Raw genomic sequence first — 20281 nt, 5'->3', positions numbered from 1 at the left:
CTCCCCCGTACGCACGTCCCCCGACCCCACGGTCCTCCGCAGTGTGCGGACGGTGCGTCGGGCGCGCCATCCCAGGAATCTGGGGGCGCGGTCGCCGGCCCGCGGCCGTTTATCGAACGTTCAGCGCCATGGCCGAATCTGTACCCACGGCCGCCCTGACGGGCGCGTGCGGCGATCGGGAGGACGCATGACCGGGTCCAGGTACGGGGAGGGCGCCTACCGGCGTACGGTCCGGGCCGCGCGGGACGCGACCGGCCCCGTACCGGTGCTGGAGGCCGCCGCCGCCGAACTGGCGCGCACCGTCCCCTTCGCACTCTGGGCCGGGGTGCTGCTGGATCCGGACACCCTGCTCAACGTCGGCGGTGTCTACCGGCACGGCGTGGAGGCGCGCTGGATGCCCCGGATGCTCGACATCGAGTACCGCGAGGGCGACGCCCTCCAGATGCCCGCCCTGGCCCGGCCGGGCACCGCGCCCGTGGGGACCCTGCACACCCGGCTCGGCGGCCGGCTCGACCGCAGCGCCCGCTACCGCGACATCTACCGCCCGCAGGGCCTCGGCGACGAGATGCGGGTCCTGCTGCGCGACGCCGGCCGGGTGTGGGGAGCGCTGGTGATGGTCCGCTCCGCCGACGGGCCGCCCTTCTCCGCCGCCGAGACGGAGTTCGCCGCCCGGCTGTCAGCCCCGCTGGGCCGGGCCCTGCGCGACTCCCTCACGGCCGCGCCCGGCGGGCGCGGCCCGGGGGCCCGGGCGATGGTGCTGCTCAGCGCGGAGTACGAGGTGCTCACCTCCTCCGCCACGGCCGAGGGCTGGTTCGCCGAGCTGGCCGAGGTGCCCGCCTCCGGCGTGGGGCTGCCGGCCGCCGCGTACGGGGTGGCGGCGGCCGCCCTGCGCAGTACGTCGGGCGGCAGCCGGGTGTGCGTGCCGACCCGCACCGGCGGCTGGGCGGGCATCGAGGGCTGGCGCCTGGACGGGGGCCCGGCGCCGCAGATCGCCCTGTCCGTCGGCCCGGCCGAGCCCCCGGACCGGATCGCCGCACTGCTGCGGGCCTACGCGCTGACCCCGAGGGAGTGCGAGGTGCTGCGGCAGGTGCTGCGCGGAGCCTCGACGGCGCAGATCGCGGCGGGCCTGGCCCTGTCCCCGCTGACGGTCCAGGACCACCTCAAGTCGGTGTTCGCCAAGACCGGCGTCCGCTCCCGCCGCGAGCTGGTCGGGCAGGTCTTCTTCGAGCAGTACCTGCCCGGGCTGCCGCTCGGGTAGGGGGCGCGGGGATCAGAACCGCTCGAACCCGTGGCTGCGGCCGATGACGGCGAAGCCCCGGCGCTCGTACCAGTGCCGCGGCCAGTCCTCCGCGTCGGCGATCAGGAAGCGGGTGGCGCAGTGCGCGTCGGCGGCCGCGCGCAGGGCGGCGGCCAGGACGGCGTCGCCGTACCCGCGCCCGAGGTGGAGCTCCGAGGTGACCAGGTCCTCGATCTGGGCCGTGCCCGAGGCGGGGTCCAGGTAGAGGTCGGCCCAGGCGGCGACCTCGCCCTCCGGGGTGCGGGCGCCGATGAACCGCACGTCGGCGGCGCCGCGCCGGCCGGTCTCGCGGCGCTCGACGAGCTGACGGATCACCTCCGCGCCGGCGTCGGGCAGGAAGTCGCGCCAGCGCCGGGCGAGCGGTACGCGCAGCGCGTCCAGGTCCACCTCACCGGCCCGGCCGCCGGCGGGCACCGGGCCGCCGTGCAGCATCACGAGGTAGGTGCAGTGCGTGTAACCGGCCCGCAGCAGCGGCCCCGCGCAGGCCGCCCCCGTCTGCTCGTCCAGGACCGAGACGAGCCGGTACGGCAGGTGCCCGAGCACCTCGTCCGCCAGGCCGGGCAGCGCCTCGGGGTCGGTCGCCGCGTCGATGACGAGCTGGTTGTTGGCGTAGGAGAGGGCGAACTCGTCGTCCAGGGCGGCGAATCCGCCGGGAACGGGGACCGTCCGCGCGGCCCTGCGGCGCGCGAAGGAGGAGAGGAAGGCCGTGATCTGCGGTATCCGAGGGTCCGTCACGGGGCGAGCCTAGGCGGCGGGGTACCGGAGTGCCGCTGGATTTCCCCCCCGCCCGCGCTCCGTACACCTCTAGGCTGTCGGCCATGGTGACGTACGCGCAGGAGGAGCAGGACGGCACGGAGTGGGCCGCGACCCGTGCCTGGGTGGAGAAGGTGCTGCCCGGCGGGGAGCGGATCGTGGGCGCCGCCCCGCTCCAGGGCGGCTGGACCTCGCGGATGCGCCGTCTGGAGCTGGACGGCGGTGCGTCGGGCCCCCGTTCGCTGGTGCTGCGGTCCTTCGTCAAGCCGTTCTACCTGCGGCACGCGGACGCCCTGCTGACCCGTGAGGCGGCGGTGCTGGGCCTGCTCGGCGCCACGGACGTCCCGGCGGCCGCCCTCGTGGCCGTGGACGCGACGGCGGAGCACTGCGACCACCCCTCCCTGCTGATGTCCCTGCTCCCCGGGACGGTACGGATCGACGGCGAAGGGGCAGCGCGGCGCGCGGAGCTGCTGGCCTGCCAGTTGCTGGACATCCACCGCATCGCGGTGGCCCCGCAGGACCGGCCCCGCGTCTACGAGGCGTGGACCTCCGCCGAACGGGTCACCCCGCCCGGGCACACCCGGCGGCCGGAGCTGTGGCGGCGGGCCGTGGAGGTCATCCGCGGCGAACCCCCGCGGCACCGGGCGTACTTCCTGCACCGGGACTTCCACCCCGGCAACGTGCTCTTCGAGGGCGTCGGCGAGGACCTCAGGATCAGCGGGGTCGTCGACTGGGTGGAGACCTCCTGGGGGCCGGCCGACCTGGACGTGGCCCACTGCGCGACCTCCCTGGCCCTGCTGCACGGGGCAGCGGCCGGCCTGGACTTCGCCGACCGCTACACGGCGGCGGGCGGCGCCCTCGCCGAAGCCGGGCCCGACCACCTCTACTGGCGCCTGCTGGACGCCCTCGCCTTCGCCCCGGAAGCCGAGAAGGTCGCCGTCCCCTGGCGCGCCCTGGGCCGGACCGACCTCACCCCGGCGGTGCTGGCGGCCCGGCTGGAGGAGTACGTCGGGGCCCTCTTCGACCGCTACGCCTGAGCCCCCGGCTCCCCGCCCAGGGAGCGGGCCAGCAGCCGTTTGTCCGGCTTGCCGACCCCGGTGAGCGGGATCCGCTCCACCTGGTGCACGGCGTGCGGCGCGTACATCGCCCCCTTGTGCTGTGTGACGTACTCCCGGATCACCCCGGGCCCCGCGTCCCGCCCCGGCACGGGTACGACCGCCGCGTGCACCTCCTCGGTCCCGTCCTCCCGCCGTACCCCGAACACCGCGCACCGGGCGACGGCGGGATGGGCGAGCAGCAGCTCCTCCACCTCCGCCGGGTGGACGTGCCCGCCCACCACGACGATCCGGTCCCCGAGCCGGTCCAGGACGAACAGGCGGCCCTCGGCGTCGAGGCAGCCGACGTCCCCCGTACGGATCCAGCCCTCGCGCAGCACCTCGGCGGTCGCCCCGGGCTGCCCCCAGTACCCGCTCATCGTCATCGGCGTCCGCACGACGATCTCCCCGCTCTCCCCGGCGGGCAGCGGTACGTCGCCGTCGCCGCGGATCTCGATGGTCACCCCGGGCGCCGGCCGCCCGGCCGTCGGCCGGCCGCCGGGGCCCGTCACCGCGTGCTCGTGCGGCAGCACCTCGGCGATGTTGCCCGCCTCCGTCTGCCCGTACCAGCCGTGCAGCACCGGCCCGAGCGCCCGGGCCGCCTCCCGCAGCCGGCGCGCCGAGGCGGGGGTCCCGCCGTAGAACACGCGGCGCAGGGCGGACAGGTCGGTCGCGGGCAGGTCCGGGTGGTCCAGCAGCTCGTAGAGCAGCGGCGGCAGGAGCCAGACGTCGGTGATCCGCTCGCGGGCGAGGGCCGCGAGCACCGCTCCCGCCTCGAACCCGGGCCGGAGCACGACCGTGCCCGAGGCCAGCAGGGTGATGTCGGCGAGGATGCCGGCCATGTGCGCGAGCGGGGTGCAGGCGAGGGTCCGGGGCGGGCTCCCGGCGGTGAGCCGTCCGGCGTACAGGGCCAGCACCTCGGCGTACGGGCCGTGCGCCATCCGCACCCCCTTGGGGACCCCGCTGGTGCCGCCGGTGAAGCGCAGGCACCAGTCGTCCCCGGGCCGGACCGCGGTCGCCACCGGGGAGGGGGCCCGCAGCGCGGCGGCGGCCGTGAGGCCCTCGTGGACCGGGGACGGCCCCAGCGCCAGTACGACGGGCACCGGCGCGAGCGCCAGCAGCGCCCCGGCGCCGGCTTCGGAGCCGGGGGCCACCAGCAGCGCCGCCGGGCCGACGCTCTCCACGATCTGGGCCTGGGCCTGCGGGGCCATGCCCCCGCTCAGGAACACCACCCGGGCGCCGAGGAGGTTCGCCGCGTACCGGGCGGTGAGCGCCTCGGGCTCGTTGCCGGTCAGGAAGGCGACACCGGAGCCTCGTCCGATGCCGCGCTCCGCCAGCTCCGCCGCCATCCGCAGGACGTCGTCCCGCACCTCCCCGGCCGTGACGGCCGGCCCCCGCTCCGGGATCAGGGCCGGGCGGCCGGGGGAGCGGGCCAGCACCTCCAGGACGGCGTGGACATAACTGGTGAACGGGACGGGGCCGTTCGCGGTGTTCTCGGTCATGCCCCGCACGCTAGGCGCGGGCCGTTCATGCGGTCCACGACCGGTTCGGCCATGAAAAGATGCCCGCACGGTTATAAAGGGGCCATGGACCTGCTCGCGCTGCGCTGTTTCCAGGTCGTCGCCCGCCACGAGCACATCAGCCGGGCCGCCGCCGAACTGCGCGTGGCCCAGCCCTCGGTGAGCCGGACCGTCGCCCGGCTGGAGGCCGAGCTCGGTGTGGAGCTCTTCGAGCGCCGCGGCCGCCGCATCCGCCTGAACCGGCACGGCGCCGCGTTCCTGCGCCGCGTCGACCGGGCGCTCGGCGAACTGGAGGACGGCCGCCGCGAACTGGCCGAGGCGGCCGGCACCGGAAGCGGCGGCGTGACGGTGGCCGCCGAGACCCTGATGACCGTCGCCGCCCTGCTCCCCGGCCACCGCCGGGCCCACCCCGGCGTGGACGTCCGGCTGCGCCAGTGCCCCGCCGACGCGATGGCGCACCTGCTGCGCACCCGCGAGGCGGACCTCTGCCTCGCCTCCGCCCCGCTCCCCGGGCCCGGGCTGGAGGCGGTGGAACTGCTGCGCGAGGAGGTGCTGCTGGCCGTACCCGCCGGGCACCGGCTGGCCGGACGGGAGGACGTCGCCGTCGCCGAACTGGCCGGGGAGCCGTTCCTCACCCCCGGGCCCGGGCACTGGCAGCGGGAGCTCGCCGACCGGCTGTTCGCCCGCGCCGGGCTGCGGCCCGAGATCGTCTGCGAGGGAAACGAGCCCGGCGCCCTCCTCGACATGGCCGGCGCGGGCCTCGGCGTCGCCCTGCTCCCGGCGATGGCCCGGGTCGCCGGCCCGCGCGCGGGCGTCGCCTGGGCGCGGCTGGCGACCTCCGACAGCCACCGGGTGCTGTGGCTCGTCCGCGCCCGCGACGCCTTCACGCCCGCCGCCGTCCGCGACTTCGCGGCCTACGCCGTCGCGCACTTCCGGGGGGACGGCTGAAGAGGCCCGGCCCCGTGGCCCGGCCTCACAGGCTCCGCGCGGCCGTCCCCGGGGCGGGCCGCGGGTAGGTACGGGACTGCTTGACGCTGCCGAACGCGAAGCTCGACTCGATGGAGGCGATGCCGGGGATGGCGTGGATCCGGTGGCGGACCAGCGCCTCGTACGCCTCCAGGTCCTCGATGACCACACGGAGCAGGTAGTCGCTGCTGCCCGCCATCAGATAGCAGTCCTGGATGTGCTCGATGACCGCCACGTGCTGCTCGAACGCGGCGACGGCCTCCTTCGTGTGCCGCTCCAGCCGGATCCGGACGAAGACGGTGATCGGCAGCCCGAAGGCGACCTGGTCCACCACCGCCGTGTAGCCCCGGATCAGGCCCGCCTCCTCCAGCCGGCGGACCCGGCGCAGACAGGGCGAGGGCGACAGCCGGACCCGGTCGGCGAGGTCCTGGTTGGACAGCCGTCCGTCGGCCTGGAGCTCCCGGATGATCTGGAGGTCGACGGCGTCCATGGCCACTCCCGGGGGTTCCGTGGCGCCTTCTCGGTGCCTTCGCGGTGTCTTCGCGGTGTCTTCTCAGCGATTCTTGGCAGATCCTGCCCCAAACGTATGTCCGAACGGCAGAACTGGCAATCGGCTGCCCCGGCCCACGCCCTAACGTTGCCGGTGAACGGGCCGGACCGGCCCGCTCTCACAGGCTGGAGTGCATCCCTTGGGCGCGACCCACACCACCGGCGCGTCCGCGCCTTCCGCCGCGGCGTCCCCGCCGGCCTCCCACCGGGGCCGGTTCGGGCTCTCCCCGCACGCCGAGGGCATGGTGGCCCTCACGGTGACCGTGGCCATCTGGGCCGCCTTCGCCCTGAGCGCCCGCGCCCTCAGCGCCTCCACCCTGCTGCCCGCCGACGCCGCCCTGCTGCGCTTCGGCGTCCCCGTCCTCGTGCTGGCCCCCGCCCTGTGGCGGCGCAGGCGGCGCATCGCCGCGGTCCGGCCCGGAGCCGCTCTGAAGATCGTCTGCGGGGCCGGTGTGCCGTTCTTCCTCGCGGCGATGCACGGCGGCTCCCTGACCTCGGCGGCCTTCGTGGGCTCGATCGTCCCCGGCATGGTCCCGCTCTTCGTCTCCGCCCTGATGGCGGCCCGCGGGCACGGCCTGCCCCGGGGCACGCAGGTGGCCGGACTCGCGCTGATCGCGGCCGGCGTGGCCGCCCTGGTGTGGCGCTACGTCGTCCCCGTCGACGCCGTTGTGCTGGAGGGGGCCGGCACCCTGCTCGTGGCCAGCGGCCTGTGGGCCCTGTACACCGTCGGGCTGCGCGACGTGGAGCTCGACCCCGTCGGGTCGATCGGCCTGCTGTGCCTGCCCTCCTTCGCCGTGATCGGGCTGCTGGTCCTCGCCGGGGTCCTGCCGACGGGCCTGGGGCACGCGGCCGGCGGTGACATCGCCCTGTTCCTCGTGGTGCAGGGGCTCGGCGTCGGACTCTGCGCCGGTCTGCTGTACGCCTTCGCCATCCGCCGGCTGGGCGCCGAGCGCAGCTCCGTCGTGGGCAGCCTCAGCCCCGTCGTCGTCGTCCTGCTCGCCGTCCCCGTGCTCGGCGAGTCGCCCACCGCCGCCGTACTCGTCGGCGTCCCCCTCATCACCGCCGGTGTGGTCCTCGCCAACCGGCGCCCCGGAACCCGTACCCGCCCCTCCGTCCACCCCCGTCCCGAGGTCCCCGCAGATGCTTGAGCTCCTCCCCCCGCCGCCCACCGACCCGCTGTGGGACCTGACGTACGAGTTCGGCTCCGACGAGCGGGCCGAGCGGCTGAACCTGGTGCTGGGCGTCTACCGCGACCACACGGGCCGGACGCCCGTCATGGCCGCCGTCCGGGAGGCCGAGATCCGGCTGGCGGAGCGCTCGGAGTCCAAGGAGTACCGGGGCCTGTCCGGCAACGCCGCCTTCAACCGGGCCCTGCTCACCCTCGTCCTCGGTGACGGGGGCCCCTCCGGCCGGGCCGCGGCCGTCCAGACCGTGGCCGGCTCGGGCGCGCTGCGGCTGCTGGCCGACCTGATCTGCCGGACCCGCCCGGGCGCCACGGTGTGGATCAGCGACCCGGCCTACGTCAACCACCGCCCCATCCTGGAGGCGGCCGGGCTGAGGGTCCGCACGTACGGCTGGCGCGACGCCGAGGGCGGCTTCGACGCGGCGGGAGTGCTGCGCGACCTGGCCCGCGCCCGCCGCGACGACGTCGTGCTGCTCCAGGGCTGCTGCCACAACCCCACCGGCGTGGACCCCGAGCCCGAGGACTGGGAGGCCCTGGCCGCCCTCGCGGCCCGCGACGGCTGGGTGCCCTTCGTCGACCTGGCCTACCACGGCCTCGGCGACGGGCTGGAGGCCGACCTGCGGGCCACGCGCCTGCTCGCCGAGCGGGTGCCGGAGATGCTCGTCGCCGTGAGCTGCTCGAAGAATTTCGGCCTGTACAGCGACCGCACCGGCTGCGCCATCGTCCTGGGCGCCTCCGAGCGGGCCGTGCGGCACGCCGAGACGGCCCTGCAGAACGCCGCCCGGACCCTGTACTCGATGCCGCCCGAGCACGGGGCCGCCGTCGTGACGGCCGTCCTGGAGGACGCGGGCCTGCGGGCCGCCTGGCGGGCCGAGCTCGACCTGATGCGCGGCCGTATCGAGGCCAACCGCTCGGAGCTCGCCGCGCAGTTGGCGCAGCGGGGCTGGGAGGCACAGGCGGCTTCGCTCGCCCGTCAGCGGGGGATGTTCTCGATGCTGCCGCTCACCGCCGAGGAGATGCTGAGGCTGCGGCGGCAGTACGCGATCTACGGGACCACCGCCGGCCGGATCAACATCGCGGGTATCGGCGCGGACCGGATCGGCTGCCTCGCACGGGGAGTGGCCGGGGTGCTCGCCGGCCGCTGAACCGGCGGTGCGCGCCGGTCGAAGGCCCCTGGAGAATGGCCGGATAGAACTCACGTCCCCCGGTGGCGAGTTGGCCCTGTGGCATCATGGCCGCGTTGTCGACCGCTGGGTTCGCCGGAGGACTGAGGGATGAAGTTGCCTGGCTCCGCGTTACCGGCGTCGGAGGACCGGACCATCAGGCGTCGGCTGAAGAAGGTACGCCGGACCTGCGAGGGACTGCTCGCGGAATGGGGCATGGAGCACGGCTGCGGCATCGACGAACTCCACGCGTACCTCAGCGCGCAGCGCGGGCGTCCCATCCATCTGATCCCCACGGCCTTTCCCGAACGCCACCTGTTCGGGATATGGCTGAAAACAGATGACTTCGACATCATCGCCTTCGAGAAGGCGGCTTCGGCGTCGCACAAGGAACACATCATCGCCCACGAACTGGCCCATATCGCCTTCGACCACAAGGGCTCCCTGCGACTGGACCAAACCGGTCCCGCCGCACAGGAGCCGGACGGTACGGGCGCGACAGGCGGGGCGAGCGGTGCGGGCGGTGCGGGTGGGGCCGGCGAAGCGGGCCTGCTGTTCTCCGAGGTCGACCCCGAGGCCGTCCGCGGCGTGCTCATGCGCTCCCGCTACAGCGACGACGAGGAGCAGGAGGCCGAGACGATGGCCTCCCTGATCCTGGCCCGCGCCAACAAGCGCTGGACCGAACCCGCCTGGGGGGTGCCGGAGGAGGCCGCCGAGATCGTGGCCCGGATCGAGAGCGGCCTGGGCAGGCCCGAGCAGGGGCCGGCGTGATCTACGCGATCCTCGCGTGGGTCTGCGCCTTCGTCGGCCTCGCGGCCTTCGCCTACCGGCTCCCGGACCTGCTGCGCCGACGGCACGACGTCGCCCTGTGGGCGCTGTGCACCTACTTCCTCTGCTCCGGCATCAGCTTCCTGGTCGACCTCGACGCGCTGCGGCTGCACATCTCCGCCTTCTTCGGGCTGCCCAACATCACCTCGCTGATCACCCAGGCCGCGGTCGTGGTGCTCACCGCCGCGCAGCAGGTCGTCCTCGTCTACTGGTCCTCGCCGCCCGCCGAGGCCCGCCGCATGGCACGCCGCCGCGTGCTCGGCTTCGGCGCCGCGCTCGCGGTGCTGGTCGTCTCCTCCTTCGCCGTCGGCCCGGTGGCCCACTCCGAGACGGCGACCTCCACGATCCTGCTCAGCATCCAGCACGGCGGCTACGCCGTGTACATGTCCTTCTACCTGCTGATCTGCGCGGTCGGCCAGTTCGAGACCGTACGGCTGTCGCTGCGCTTCACCACCATGGCCAACCGCCAGTGGCTCAAGGTCGGCATGCGCACCGTCACCGTCGGCGCCAGCATGATCCTGGTCTACTGCGTCACCCGCGGCGTGCAGATCGCCGGGACCCGCCTGGACTTCGACGGCAGCGCCCTCGACCCCGTCCAGTGGACGGCCGGCAGCGTCGGCGCCCTGCTCCAGATCGCCGGCTGGACCATCCCCTCCTGGGGCATCCGGATCACCCGCGCCCGGGGCTGGATCCGCTCCTACCGCTCCTGGCGCCGGCTGCGGCCCCTGTGGTGGGCGCTGTACCAGGCGTCGCCCGACATCGCCCTGGACCCGCCGCGGTCCTGGCTGCGCGACCTGGTGCCGCCCCGGGACCCCCACTACCGCCTCTACCGCCGGGTCATCGAGATCCGCGACGGCCAGCTGATCCTGCGCACCTCGCTGTCCCTGGAGGACTTCTCGCGGGTGGCCCGCTCCCTGGAGCTGCCCGAGGACCCCACCTCGCCGCTGGGGGAGGCCCTCCAGCTGCGCGCGGTGCTCAGCCGGCCGGCCGAGGAGCGGGCCGAACGCGCCGACGCCTCCGAGATCCCCGTCCGTCCCCCGTACGAGGACTTCCGCGACGAGGTGGAGTGGCTCAGCCAGGTCGCCTCGTCCTTCCAGCAGCTCGGACAGGGCCGCCCCGGCCGGGCCGGCGCCGGCCTGCTGTCATGACGCCGCCGCAGGGGGAGGCCGGGGACCCCGCGGGGCTGGCCCCCCGCGCCGCCCGGGCCGTCGCCCGTCTGGTGGCCCTCGACACCGGGCACGGCGCGACCGCCGCCGTGGCCGCCGTACGGGAATCCGTGCGCGGGATCCCGCAGCTGTGGGCCGACCCCGCCTCGCTGTGCGGCCTCGGCGCCGACCGGCTCGCCGCGCTCGCCGAGCTGTCCGAGGTCATCGGCTGGATCCTCTTCGACGCCGGCCGCTACCGCGCCGCCCACCGGATGAACGCCCGCGCGCTGGCCCTGGCCGGGCTCTGCGGGGACCGCTGGACGGCCCGGCTGACCCTGCTCAACCACAGCATGCTCACCACCCACACCGGCCGCCCCCGCGCCGCCCTCGAAGCCGCCGCCCGGGTGGCCGGGCCGCGCCCGCTGCCGGCCCGGGTCGCCAGCCTCGTCCTGATCCGCCGGGCCCATGCCACCGCCCTGCTCGGCGCCCGGCGCGAGCCCCTGGAACTGATCGCCCGGGCCCGGAGCCGCTTCCTGGACGGGGTCTCGCGCCGCGACCCGCACTGGGCCTGGTGGATCGACGAGACCGAGCTGCTCGGCCACCAGGGCTGGGTCCAGGCCCGGCTGCGGCGCTGGGACCGGGCCGTCCCCCTGCTGTACGAGGCGGCCACCGCGCCCGGCCCCGCCTACCGGCACCTGTTCACCGCGCAGCTCCTCGCGGCCTTCGCCGGGGCCGGGGCCTGGCGGGAGGCGGAGGAGCTGATCGGCCGGGTGGCCCCCGGCGCCGCCCGCATCGGCTCCGTCCGCACCACCGAGACCCTCGCCGCCACGGCGGCCGGCCTGCGCCGCCGCCCCGGAGTCCCGGCCCCGCTCCGGGACGCGGCGGCCCACCTGCGGGAATCCCTGCCGGCCTGACCGGCCCCCGCCGTCCGCGACGCGGCCGGACGCACACCCCCAGCCCCACCCCCCACCCCACTCACACCCACGGACAGGACGACGACATGCGCTCCCCACGGATCAGGATCTCCACGCCCGCGGCCGGCCTGCTGGCCACGGCGGCCCTCCTGCTCGCCTTCGGCGGCCCGGTGTCACAGGCCGCCTTCGGCACGCCCGCCGCCTCGGCCGCCCCGGCCGCGCAGCCCGCCGCCGAGCAGGGCAGCCCGTACATCTCCACGCACCTGTACTTCGGCACGGGCCGGCACAACGGGAACCCGCCCATCACCGAGGAGGAGTTCAACAAGTTCGTCGCCGACGTCATCACCCCCCGGTTCCCCTCCGGGCTGACCCTCCAGGAGGGGCGCGGCCAGTGGCGTGACAAGGACGGCGACATCAACCGCGAGAGATCGTACGAGCTCACCGTGATGTACCCGGTGCGCGAGGCCGCCGCCCGCAACGCCGACATCGAGTACATCCGCCGCCTGTACTGCACCACCTGGGAGCTGGAGTCCGTGGGCCGGGCCGACGTCCGCGCCCAGGTCGACTTCTGAGAGGCGGCCGGCGCCGGGGGAGGCCCCGGCGCCGCAGCGCCCCGGGCCGAGCGCTCGGATAGGGTGAATCGGTACGAATTGGACCCCCCGGGGTGAGGTCGGTGTATTGGACACGTACCAGTCGGCGAGCAGGGTGCCCGATCCGCCCGAGGCGGCCGTCGGGTACGCGGGCGTCCTGCGCGAGCTGTTGCCGATCGCCCTGTGGCGGGAGGATGCGGACGGGCGCGTCGTGGAGTGGTCCCTGGCGGCCCAGGAACTCCTCGGCCACCGCCCCCAGGACATCATCGGCCGGCCCGGCACGGCCGTCCTCGTCCCCGACACCAACCGGGACCTCGCCGAGGAGCTGACCCGCCGCGTCCAGGCCGGCGAGACCGTCGTCGGCACGCTGCCCGTCCGCCATCGCGACGGCCACCGGGTCGCGATGGAGATGTGGATCGTGCCCGCCACCGACCCCGGGGGCCGCACCGGCGCCCTCCTCATCGCGGTCGAGACCTCCGAGGTCCTGCGCATGCGGGACTCCCTCGCCGCCCTCCAGAGCCTGTTCACCCAGTCCCCGATCGGACTCGCCACCCTCGGCCCCGACCTGCGCTTCGTACGCGTCAACGACGCCCTCGCCCGGATGAACGGCGTCCCCGCTGCCGACCACCTGGGCAGACGCCTCACCGAGGTGGTCCCCGGGGTCAACGCCACCGCCCTCGAAGCCACCATGCGCCAGGTGCTCGAACGGGGGACCCCCGTCCTCGACGTCCGCCGCACCGGCCGCACCCCCGCCGACCCCGGCCACGACCGCACCTGGTCCTGCTCCTACGCCCCGCTCCTCGACGGCAGCGGCCGCGTCCTCGGCCTGATCGCCTCCCTCATCGACATCACCGAGGGCCAGCGCGCCCAGCTGGAGGCCGAACGGGCCCGCACCCGCTTCGCCCTCCTCGCCGAGGCCGGAACCCGCATCGGCACCACCCTCGACCTGGGCCGCACCGCCCAGGAGATCGTGGACCTGCTGGTCCCGCAGCTCGCCGACTCCGCCGACGTCCAGCTCCTCGAAGCCGTCCTGGACCCCGACGAGACCCACGCGGCCCCCGCCGCCACCCACGGGGTGCTGCGCCGCCTCGCCGCCACCTTTCCCGACCCCGGCGCCCCCACCGACCGTCTGGCCCCCGGCCAGAAGATCCAGATCCCCGCCGGGTCCGTCTACGAACGGGTCCTCGCCGAGGGCGTGCCCATGAACCTCTACGCCACCGACGTCCCCGCCCTGATCACCGACCCCCGCGCCGGGGCCCTGCGCGCCTACCTCGCCGCCCTCGGCTCGGCCCGGATGGTCCCGCTCGTCGCCCGCGGCAAGGTGCTCGGCGCCGTCGCCGTCACCCGGCTGCGCAGCCGCGAGCCCTTCGACGCGCAGGACTGCGTCCTCATCGACGAACTCGTCGCCCGGGCCGCCCTCAACATCGACAACGCCCGCATGTACACCAGCCAGCGCCACGCCGCCCTCACCCTCCAGCGCAGCCTCACCAACAGCGCCCTGCCCGGCGTCCCCGGCCTGGAGCTCACCGGCCGCTACCTGCCGGCCAGCGAGCACGACGTCGGCGGCGACTGGTACGACGTCATCCAGCTGCCCCGCGGCCGCACCGGCCTGGTCATCGGCGACGTGATGGGCCACGGCATCCACGCCGCCGCCGTCATGGGCCAGCTGCGCACCGCCGTCCGCACCCTCGCCCGGCACGACGTACCGCCCGCGCGGATGCTCCGCTCCCTGGACGCCGCCGTCTCCGACCTCGGCGAGGACACCATGGCCACCTGCGTCTACGCCGTCCACGACGCGGCCACCGGCGGCTGCGTCATCGCCCGCGCCGGCCACCCGCCGCCCGCCCTGGTCTCCGCCGACGGCACGGTCACCTTCCTGCGCGGCCCCTCCGGCACCCCCCTGGGCACCGGCGGGCGCACCTTCCGCACCGAGACCGTCCCGCTGCCCCCCGGCAGTCTCCTCGCCCTCTACACCGACGGGCTGATCGAGGCCCGCGGCCGGGACCTGGACGAGGGCATGGAACGGCTCGCCCGGGCCCTGCGCGGGCCCGCCCGGCCGCTGGAGGAGCTGTGCGAGGACATCCTGGCCCGGCTGCTGCCCGCCGCCCCGCAGGACGACGTGGCGGTCCTGCTGGCCCGCACCACGGCGTAGCCCCGGGCGGGGTCACCAGTCCGCGTCCCCCAGGGCGTCCAGGTCCAGCTCGAACGGCTGCGCCTGCTCCGCGCCCGAGGCGGGTGACAGCTCCGCCCAGATGACCTTGCCCCGCTCCGTGTAGCGGGTGCCCCACCGCTCCGCGTACTGGGCGACGAGGAACAGCCCGCGGCCGCCCTCGTCGGTGGTGGCCGCGTACCGCAGGTGCGGGGAGGTGCTGCTGGCGTCGGAGACCTCGCAGATCAGGTTCCGGTCGTTCAGCAGGCGGACCCGGATCGGCTCGCCTCCGTACCGGATCGCGTTGGTGATCAGCTCGCTCAGCACCAGCTCGGCGGTGAACGAGAGGTCCTCCAGCCCCCACGCCTCCAGCTGCGCGGCCGCCGTGCGCCGCACCCGCGAGACGGCCGACGGGTCGTCGGGGACCTCCCACTCCGCGATCAGGTGCGGATCCAGCCGCCGCGTCTCGGCGATCAGCAGCGCGATGTCGTCGCTCGGCGCCGGGAACAGCATCGCCGCGAGGACGTCCGCACACGCCTGCTCGGGACTGCGTTCCGGCCGGGCCAGGGTCCGGCCCAGCAGCTCCAGCCCGGCGTCGAAGTCCCGGTCGCGGTCCTCCAGCAGACCGTCGGTGAACAGCACCAGCCGGCTGCCCTCCGGCAGGGCCAGCCGCGCCGCCTCGAAGGGCATCCCGCCCACCCCGAGCGGGAGCCCGGTCGGCAGCTGGAGGAACTCCACCCGCCCGTCGGGGTGGACCAGGGCGGGCCCCGGGTGGCCGGCGCTGGCCATGACGCACTGCCCCGACACCGGGTCGTAGACGGCGTACAGGCAGGTGGCGCCGGTGATCCCGGTCGCCTCCTCGGCCACCTGCCCGAGCTCCTCGTCCGCGTCGGCGCCCTCGGCCGCCGCGCCGCCCTCCAACTGGTCGATGCGGTCGATGAGCTCGTCCAGGTGCCCCAGCAGCTCGTCGGGCGGCATGTCCAGCGTCGAGAAGTTGTGCACCGCCGTGCGCAGCCGGCCCATCGTCGCCGCCGCGTGCACCCCGTGGCCCACCACGTCGCCCACCACCAGCGCCACCCGCGCCCCCGGCAGCGGGATCACGTCGAACCAGTCCCCGCCCACCCCCGCCTTCGCCGGCAGGTACCGGAAGGCGGTCTCCACCGCGGACACGTCCGGCAGCACCCGCGGCAGCAGACTGCGCTGGAGGGTCACGGCGGTGGCGTGCTCGCGGGTGTAGCGGCGGGCGTTGTCGATGGAGACGGCCGCGCGCGCCGCCAGCTCCTCCGCGAAGGACAGGTCCTCCTCGTCAAACGCCTCCGGGGTGTCCGCCGCCCGCCAGAAGTTCGCCATTCCCAGCACCACGCCCCGCGCCTGGAGCGGTACGGAGATCAGCGAGTGGAACCCGTACTCCAGGGCCACCCGCGTCCCGTCCGCGTCGGCCGCCCGCCAGCCCCGCGCGGCGTTCAGGTCGGCGGCCAGCACCGCCCTCCCGGCGTCCAGGGCCTCCGCCATCGGGGCGTCCGGCACCGCGAAGACGATGGTGTCCCCGACCGGCTGGAGCGGCTGGTCGGTGCGTACGCCCGTCATCGCCGCCCGGCGCATCCTGGTGTGCATCCCCGCCACCGGCGAGGGCTCCTCCCCGCGCAGCACCGGCTCCAGCAGCTCGACGGTGACGAAGTCGGCGAAGCGCGGCACGGCCACGTCCGACAGCTCCTCCGCCGTGCGTGCCACGTCCAGGGTGGTGCCGATCCGCACCCCCGCGTCGTACAGCAGCTGGAGCCGCTCCCGGGCCACCTCGGCGCGGCCGGAGAGCGCGGCGAGCTCGGTGGTGTCGCGCAGGGTCATCACACTGCCCGAGGGGCGCCCGGCGAAGGGCGCGGTGGGCCGTACGTTGACGGCGAGGAGCCGGTCGCCCGCCAGGTGGACCTCGTCCGTCGCCACCCGCCCGGACAGCAGCAGTTCCGCGGTGCCCGGATCGAGCCCGAGCTCGCCCACGTGCCGCTGCTCGGCGTCGGGCGGCAGGTCCAGCAGCCGGCGGGCCTCGTCGTTGGCGAGGAGCAGCCGGTGGTCGCCGCCGACGATCAGCACGCCCTCGCGCACCGCGTGCAGCACCGCCTCGTGGTGCTCGTTCATCCGGGCCAGCTCGGCGGCGCCCAGGCCCCGGGTCTGGCGTCGCAGCCGCCCGCTGACCAGGGCGGCGCCCGCGGTCCCCAGCAGCAGGGCGGCCACGGCGGCGGCGATCAGCAGCGGCAGCTGGCCCTGGACCGTCTGGCCCACGTTGGTGACCTCTATGCCGGTGGAGACCAGCCCGACCACCTTGCCCTGCGCGTCCCGTACGGGGACCACGGCGCGGACGGCGTCACTGGGGGCGCCCCGGAAGACCTCCGTGAAGGAGTGCCCGGCGGCCGCCCGGGCGAGGTCGCCGGTGGCGCGCTTGCCGATCAGGTCGGGCCGGGCGTCGGTGTAGCGGACGCCGTCGGGGGTCATGACGGCGATGAAGTCGAGCCCGGACGCCTTGCGGGCGCCGTCGGCGAGCGGCTGGAGCTCGGCGGTGGGATCGGCGGCCGCCAGGGCGGCGGGCAGCCCCGGGGCGTGGGCGAAGGCTTCGGCGGCGGCGAGGGAGCGGTTGCGGGCGTCCTTCTCGCTGTCGTGGCGGGCCTGGAAGACCAGCGCCAGGGCGGCGGCCGTGATCAGAAGCAGCACGATGAGGGCCTGGAGGGAGAACACCTGGCCGGCGAGGCTGTCCCGGGCCAGCGAGATGCGCGCGAGCAGGCCCGCCGACCGCGTATCCCTGTGCCGACCCGAACGTCCGGTCATGAGCCCTTTCTAACACTGTCTCCGCCCGGGAGAGCGTTGGCCGCCGCCGTGCGGTACGCGCGCGGGCCGCGCCCGAAGGCCGTCCGGAAGTGCTGGCGGAAGGTGACCTCGCTGGCGAAGCCCGCCCGGCGGGCCACTTCGGGCACCGGGTGGTCGGTGCGTTCCAGGAGCTTGCGGGCCTCGTCCAGCCGTCGGCCGAGCAGCCATTTGTGGGGGGTGGTGCCGGTCGCGGCCGCGAAGTGCCGGGCGAAGGAGCGCGGGGACATCCCCGCCCACCGGGCCAGGGTGGCCACGTCCAGCGGCTCGTGCAGCCGGCGCAGGGCCCGCTGGCGTACGGCGGCCAGCGCCTCGGCGGTGCGGTCGGCCCCCGGGGTGGGCCGGTCGAGGTACTGGGCGTGGTCCCCGGCGCGGAAGGGGCCCGTGACCATCGAGCGGGCGATGGCCGCGGCGGCCTCCGCGCCGTGGGCCTCGCGCACCAGGTGCAGGCACAGGTCGATGCCGGAGGCGACCCCGGCGGAGGTCCACAGCCCGTCGTCCTCCACGAACAGCGGGGCCTCCTCCACCAGCACCGCCGGGTAGCGGGCGGCCAGCTGCGGGGCCAGCCACCAGTGCGTCACCGCCCGGCGGCCGTCCAGCAGTCCCGCCTCGGCCAGGACGAAGGCCCCCGCGCACAGCGCCGCCACCGGCACTCCCCGGGCGTGCGCCCGCCGCAGGGCGGCCAGCACCGGCCCCGGCGTCGGGTCGCCGGGCTCGGCGAGCGCCGGTACGACGACCAGATCGGCCTCGTCCAGCCAGTCCAGGCCCCGGTCGGGGGCGAGGGTGAGGCCGCCGGGCAGGGTGATGGGCCCCGGCTCCAGCGCGCAGCGGCGCAGCTCGAACGGGGGTACGCCGGTGCGGCTGCGGTCGGGACCCCAGACCTCGGTGATGACGGCGAGGTCGAAGGCCCGTATCCCGGGCTGGGCGACGATGGCGACGCGGTGCATCGGTCCATCCTGCCAGGCCGGCAGGATCTCATCGTTTCGCGTCCCCGGAGCCGCTGGGGTGCCCGCGGCCCGACGGACATGATCGACCCATGACCGAGAACGCGATCGAGATCGCCCCCGACAGTGCCCTGATCGTCATCGACGTGCAGAAGGGCTTCGACGACCCCTCCTTCTGGGGTCCGCGCAACAACCCGGCCGCCGAGGAGAACATCGCCGCCCTGATGGACGCCTGGCAGGAGTCCGGCCGCCCGGTGGTGCTGGTCCGGCACGCCTCCCGCCGCCCCGGCTCCGTCCTCGCACCGGACCAGCCCGGCCACGCCTTCAAGGACTTCGTCGCCGGCCGGCTGGGGCAGGAGTCCCTGCTGGTCACCAAGACCGTCAACTCGTCCTTCTACGGCACGCCCGACCTGGGGGAGTGGCTGGCCGGACGGGGCATCCGGCAGCTGGTGGTGACCGGCATCCAGACGAACATGTGCGTGGAGACCACCGCCCGGATGGCGGGCAACCTCGGCTACGAGGTCCTGGTCCCGCTGGACGCCACCCACACGTTCGACCTCACGGGCCCGGCCGGCCTGACCCTGACCGCCGACCAGCTCTCCGCGGCCACCGCGGTCAACCTCCACGGCGGCGACTTCGCCCAGGTGGTCACCACGGCCGCGGTCCTGTCGGCCACGAAGCCCGCGTAGTGCCGCCGCCTTCCGCTGCGCGGAGCCGCCCCCCACCCTCCCCCGGACTCAGTCTGGGGGGACCCCCACTTCGACCGTTCCCAAGGCTCCGCCCCGGACCCCGGCACCGCGCCTTCCGCGCCCGGTGCGCTCAAACGCCGGCCCCGCTCCGCGGCGAACCCAGCCGCGGGCGGCCGGCGGGCCGCACCAATTCCAGCCCCGCCGGCGTTTGAGGCGCGGGGTCCGGGGCGGAGCCCCTGGGGGCAACCTCCCAGCGGTAGCTGGGGGGAAGCGGCCCGCAGGGCTGTGGCGGCTCCCGCCACCCCCCGGCCCCGCCGCGCCCGCAGGGCGGGGGTACGGGGGCGGAGCCCTCAGGAGGCGGCCTCGGCTACAGGAGCTCGGCGGCGATGGACTCCGCGACGCGCTCCAGCAGGGGACCGGCGTTCGGGATGGACTTCGCCGGATCCGGCTCCAGGGCCGTCAGCGGGTACGCCTTGCGGATGCCCGCCGCCTCCAGGGCCTCCTGGCCCAGCAGCAGCCGCCCGCACACCGCCACCACCGGCTTGCCGGCGGCCCGCGCCGCCGCCGCGACACCGGCCGGGGCCTTGCCGTGCAGGGTCTGCTCGTCCAGGGAGCCCTCACCGGTGATGACCAGCGTGGCCCGCTCCAGCGCCGGGGCGAAGCCCAGCACCTCCAGCATCAGCTCGATGCCCGGCCGGAAGCTCGCGCCCAGCAGCAGCGCACCGTAGCCGATGCCGCCCGCGCCGCCCGCGCCGGGGGAGGCGGCGAGCTCGGCGGCCCGGGGGCCGATCGCCTTCTCCAGCACCTGCGCGTAGTGGCCGAGGGCCGCGTCCAGGGCCGCCACGTCCTGCGGGGACGCCCCCTTCTGCGGGCCGTAGACCGCCGCGCACCCCTTGGGGCCCGTCAGCGGGTTGTCCACGTCGCTGGCCAGGACGAGGTCCACCTCCGCGAAGCGCGGGTCGACCCCCGACAGGTCCGCCGAGGCCAGCGAGGCCAGGGCGCCGCCGCCCGGGCCCACCGGCTCACCGGCCGCGTCCAGGAACACCGCGCCCAGCGCGGCCAGCATGCCCGCGCCGCCGTCGGTGGTGGCGCTGCCGCCGACCCCGAAGACGATCGAGCGCGCCCCCGCGTCCAGCGCGGCCTTCAGCAGCTCGCCGGAGCCGTACGTGGTGGCCGTCAGCGGGGCGAAGGTGCCCGCGGGCAGCAGCTGGAGCCCGGATGCCTCGGCCATCTCGACCACCGCGGTGCCGTCGCGGAACGCGAAAGCGGCCGTGACCGGCTCGCCGAGGGGACCGGTGACCCGGACCTCCCGGCGCTCGAACCCGGCCGCCACGGCGGCCGCGACCGTACCGTCGCCGCCGTCCGCGACGGGGAGGGTCTCGACCTCCACGCCCGGTACGGCCCTGCGCAGGCCGGCCGTCACCCGCTCCGCGACCTGAACGGCCGTGAGCGAGCCCTTGAATTTGTCCGCGGCGATGAGCACGCGCGCGGCCTCAGTTACTGCCCCGTCCGTCACCTTGCTGATCCCTTGCTATCGAACGTGCAGTCGCGCCACCCCGAGCTTATCCGGAGGATCCTCCTATGCCCATGAGTGGCCTGGGCCACATGCGGCGCGCCATACCCCTAAATACGGATATACGCCTG

At 75.5% G+C, this 20281-nt stretch carries 17 protein-coding genes; 11 read left to right on the top strand and 6 right to left on the bottom strand.

All coding sequences use genetic code 11. The features are described 5' to 3' along the window. Positions 1-187: 187 nt before the first annotated feature. Positions 188-1258, top strand: a complete 1071-nt coding sequence (locus tag ABZ716_RS15230; RefSeq protein ID WP_358959256.1) for a helix-turn-helix transcriptional regulator — start codon at positions 188-190, stop codon at positions 1256-1258. A gap of 12 nt (positions 1259-1270) precedes the next feature. Here the strand turns inward: ABZ716_RS15230 and ABZ716_RS15225 are convergent, their stop codons facing one another. Further along, positions 1271-2032 (bottom strand): GNAT family N-acetyltransferase, encoded by a 762-nt coding sequence (locus tag ABZ716_RS15225; RefSeq protein ID WP_358959253.1) that lies wholly within the window; start codon positions 2030-2032, stop codon positions 1271-1273. 83 nt (positions 2033-2115) lie between these two features. Here ABZ716_RS15225 and ABZ716_RS15220 point away from each other — a divergent pair, with 83 nt between their 5' ends. Next, positions 2116-3087: an aminoglycoside phosphotransferase family protein gene (locus ABZ716_RS15220; RefSeq protein ID WP_358959251.1), complete on the top strand. Its 972-nt coding sequence runs from the start codon at positions 2116-2118 to the stop codon at positions 3085-3087. Here ABZ716_RS15220 and ABZ716_RS15215 read toward each other — a convergent pair. Next, on the bottom strand, positions 3078-4646 hold the full coding sequence (locus ABZ716_RS15215; protein ID WP_358959248.1) for an AMP-binding protein: 1569 nt from the start codon (positions 4644-4646) through the stop codon (positions 3078-3080). The two genes, ABZ716_RS15220 and ABZ716_RS15215, sit on opposite strands and share 10 nt — an antisense overlap. Positions 4647-4730: 84 nt before the next feature. Between ABZ716_RS15215 and ABZ716_RS15210 the strand changes: the two genes are divergently transcribed. After that, a complete protein-coding gene (locus ABZ716_RS15210) occupies positions 4731-5612 on the top strand; it encodes a LysR substrate-binding domain-containing protein (RefSeq protein ID WP_358959246.1) in 882 nt (293 codons plus the stop codon). A gap of 25 nt (positions 5613-5637) precedes the next feature. On the opposite strand, the gene ABZ716_RS15205 is transcribed toward ABZ716_RS15210, so the two are convergent. Continuing rightward, positions 5638-6120, bottom strand: coding sequence for an Lrp/AsnC family transcriptional regulator (locus ABZ716_RS15205; protein ID WP_351879876.1), 483 nt, complete (start codon positions 6118-6120; stop codon positions 5638-5640). A 199-nt stretch (positions 6121-6319) separates the two neighbouring features. Here ABZ716_RS15205 and ABZ716_RS15200 point away from each other — a divergent pair, with 199 nt between their 5' ends. The 7 genes from ABZ716_RS15200 (at position 6320) to ABZ716_RS15170 (ending at position 14154) form a co-directional block, all read left to right on the top strand. Then, complete coding sequence (locus ABZ716_RS15200; RefSeq protein WP_358959243.1) at positions 6320-7327, top strand: DMT family transporter; 1008 nt, start codon at positions 6320-6322, stop codon at positions 7325-7327. Further along, positions 7320-8507 (top strand): aromatic amino acid transaminase, encoded by a 1188-nt coding sequence (locus tag ABZ716_RS15195; RefSeq protein ID WP_358959241.1) that lies wholly within the window; start codon positions 7320-7322, stop codon positions 8505-8507. Before ABZ716_RS15200 ends, ABZ716_RS15195 begins: the two co-directional genes overlap by 8 nt. Before the next feature lie 129 nt (positions 8508-8636). Next, the gene (locus ABZ716_RS15190; protein ID WP_358959239.1) at positions 8637-9296 is read left to right on the top strand and encodes a hypothetical protein; all 660 of its coding nucleotides are present in this window, start codon (positions 8637-8639) and stop codon (positions 9294-9296) included. Then, positions 9293-10501, top strand: coding sequence for an MAB_1171c family putative transporter (locus tag ABZ716_RS15185; protein WP_358814570.1), 1209 nt, complete (start codon positions 9293-9295; stop codon positions 10499-10501). Before ABZ716_RS15190 ends, ABZ716_RS15185 begins: the two co-directional genes overlap by 4 nt. Beyond that, entirely contained in the window at positions 10498-11412 is a 915-nt protein-coding gene (locus tag ABZ716_RS15180) for a DNA-binding protein (RefSeq protein WP_358959236.1), read from the top strand. The genes ABZ716_RS15185 and ABZ716_RS15180 overlap by 4 nt, the downstream gene beginning before the upstream one ends. A gap of 86 nt (positions 11413-11498) precedes the next feature. Next, the gene (locus ABZ716_RS15175; protein WP_355969766.1) at positions 11499-11984 is read left to right on the top strand and encodes a DUF3574 domain-containing protein; all 486 of its coding nucleotides are present in this window, start codon (positions 11499-11501) and stop codon (positions 11982-11984) included. Positions 11985-12090: 106 nt separating this feature from the next. Beyond that, complete coding sequence (locus tag ABZ716_RS15170; protein ID WP_358959233.1) at positions 12091-14154, top strand: SpoIIE family protein phosphatase; 2064 nt, start codon at positions 12091-12093, stop codon at positions 14152-14154. Between the two features lie 12 nt (positions 14155-14166). Here the strand turns inward: ABZ716_RS15170 and ABZ716_RS15165 are convergent, their stop codons facing one another. Together ABZ716_RS15165 and ABZ716_RS15160 are read right to left on the bottom strand one after the other, a co-directional pair. Then, a complete protein-coding gene (locus ABZ716_RS15165) occupies positions 14167-16968 on the bottom strand; it encodes a SpoIIE family protein phosphatase (protein WP_358959231.1) in 2802 nt (933 codons plus the stop codon). Further along, positions 16965-17951, bottom strand: a complete 987-nt coding sequence (locus ABZ716_RS15160) for a helix-turn-helix domain-containing protein (RefSeq protein ID WP_358959229.1) — start codon at positions 17949-17951, stop codon at positions 16965-16967. Before ABZ716_RS15160 ends, ABZ716_RS15165 begins: the two co-directional genes overlap by 4 nt. 89 nt (positions 17952-18040) lie before the next feature. On the opposite strand from ABZ716_RS15160, the gene ABZ716_RS15155 reads away from it, so the two are divergent. Then, positions 18041-18637, top strand: coding sequence for a cysteine hydrolase family protein (locus tag ABZ716_RS15155; RefSeq protein ID WP_358959226.1), 597 nt, complete (start codon positions 18041-18043; stop codon positions 18635-18637). A gap of 367 nt (positions 18638-19004) precedes the next feature. Here the strand turns inward: ABZ716_RS15155 and ABZ716_RS15150 are convergent, their stop codons facing one another. Next, positions 19005-20153: a glycerate kinase gene (locus tag ABZ716_RS15150; RefSeq protein WP_358959224.1), complete on the bottom strand. Its 1149-nt coding sequence runs from the start codon at positions 20151-20153 to the stop codon at positions 19005-19007. Positions 20154-20281 lie beyond the last annotated feature (128 nt).

The organism is Streptomyces sp. NPDC006687 (assembly GCF_040636215.1).
GTDB lineage: Bacteria > Actinomycetota > Actinomycetes > Streptomycetales > Streptomycetaceae > Streptomyces.
This window is presented reverse-complemented; position numbering and strand designations above follow the sequence as displayed.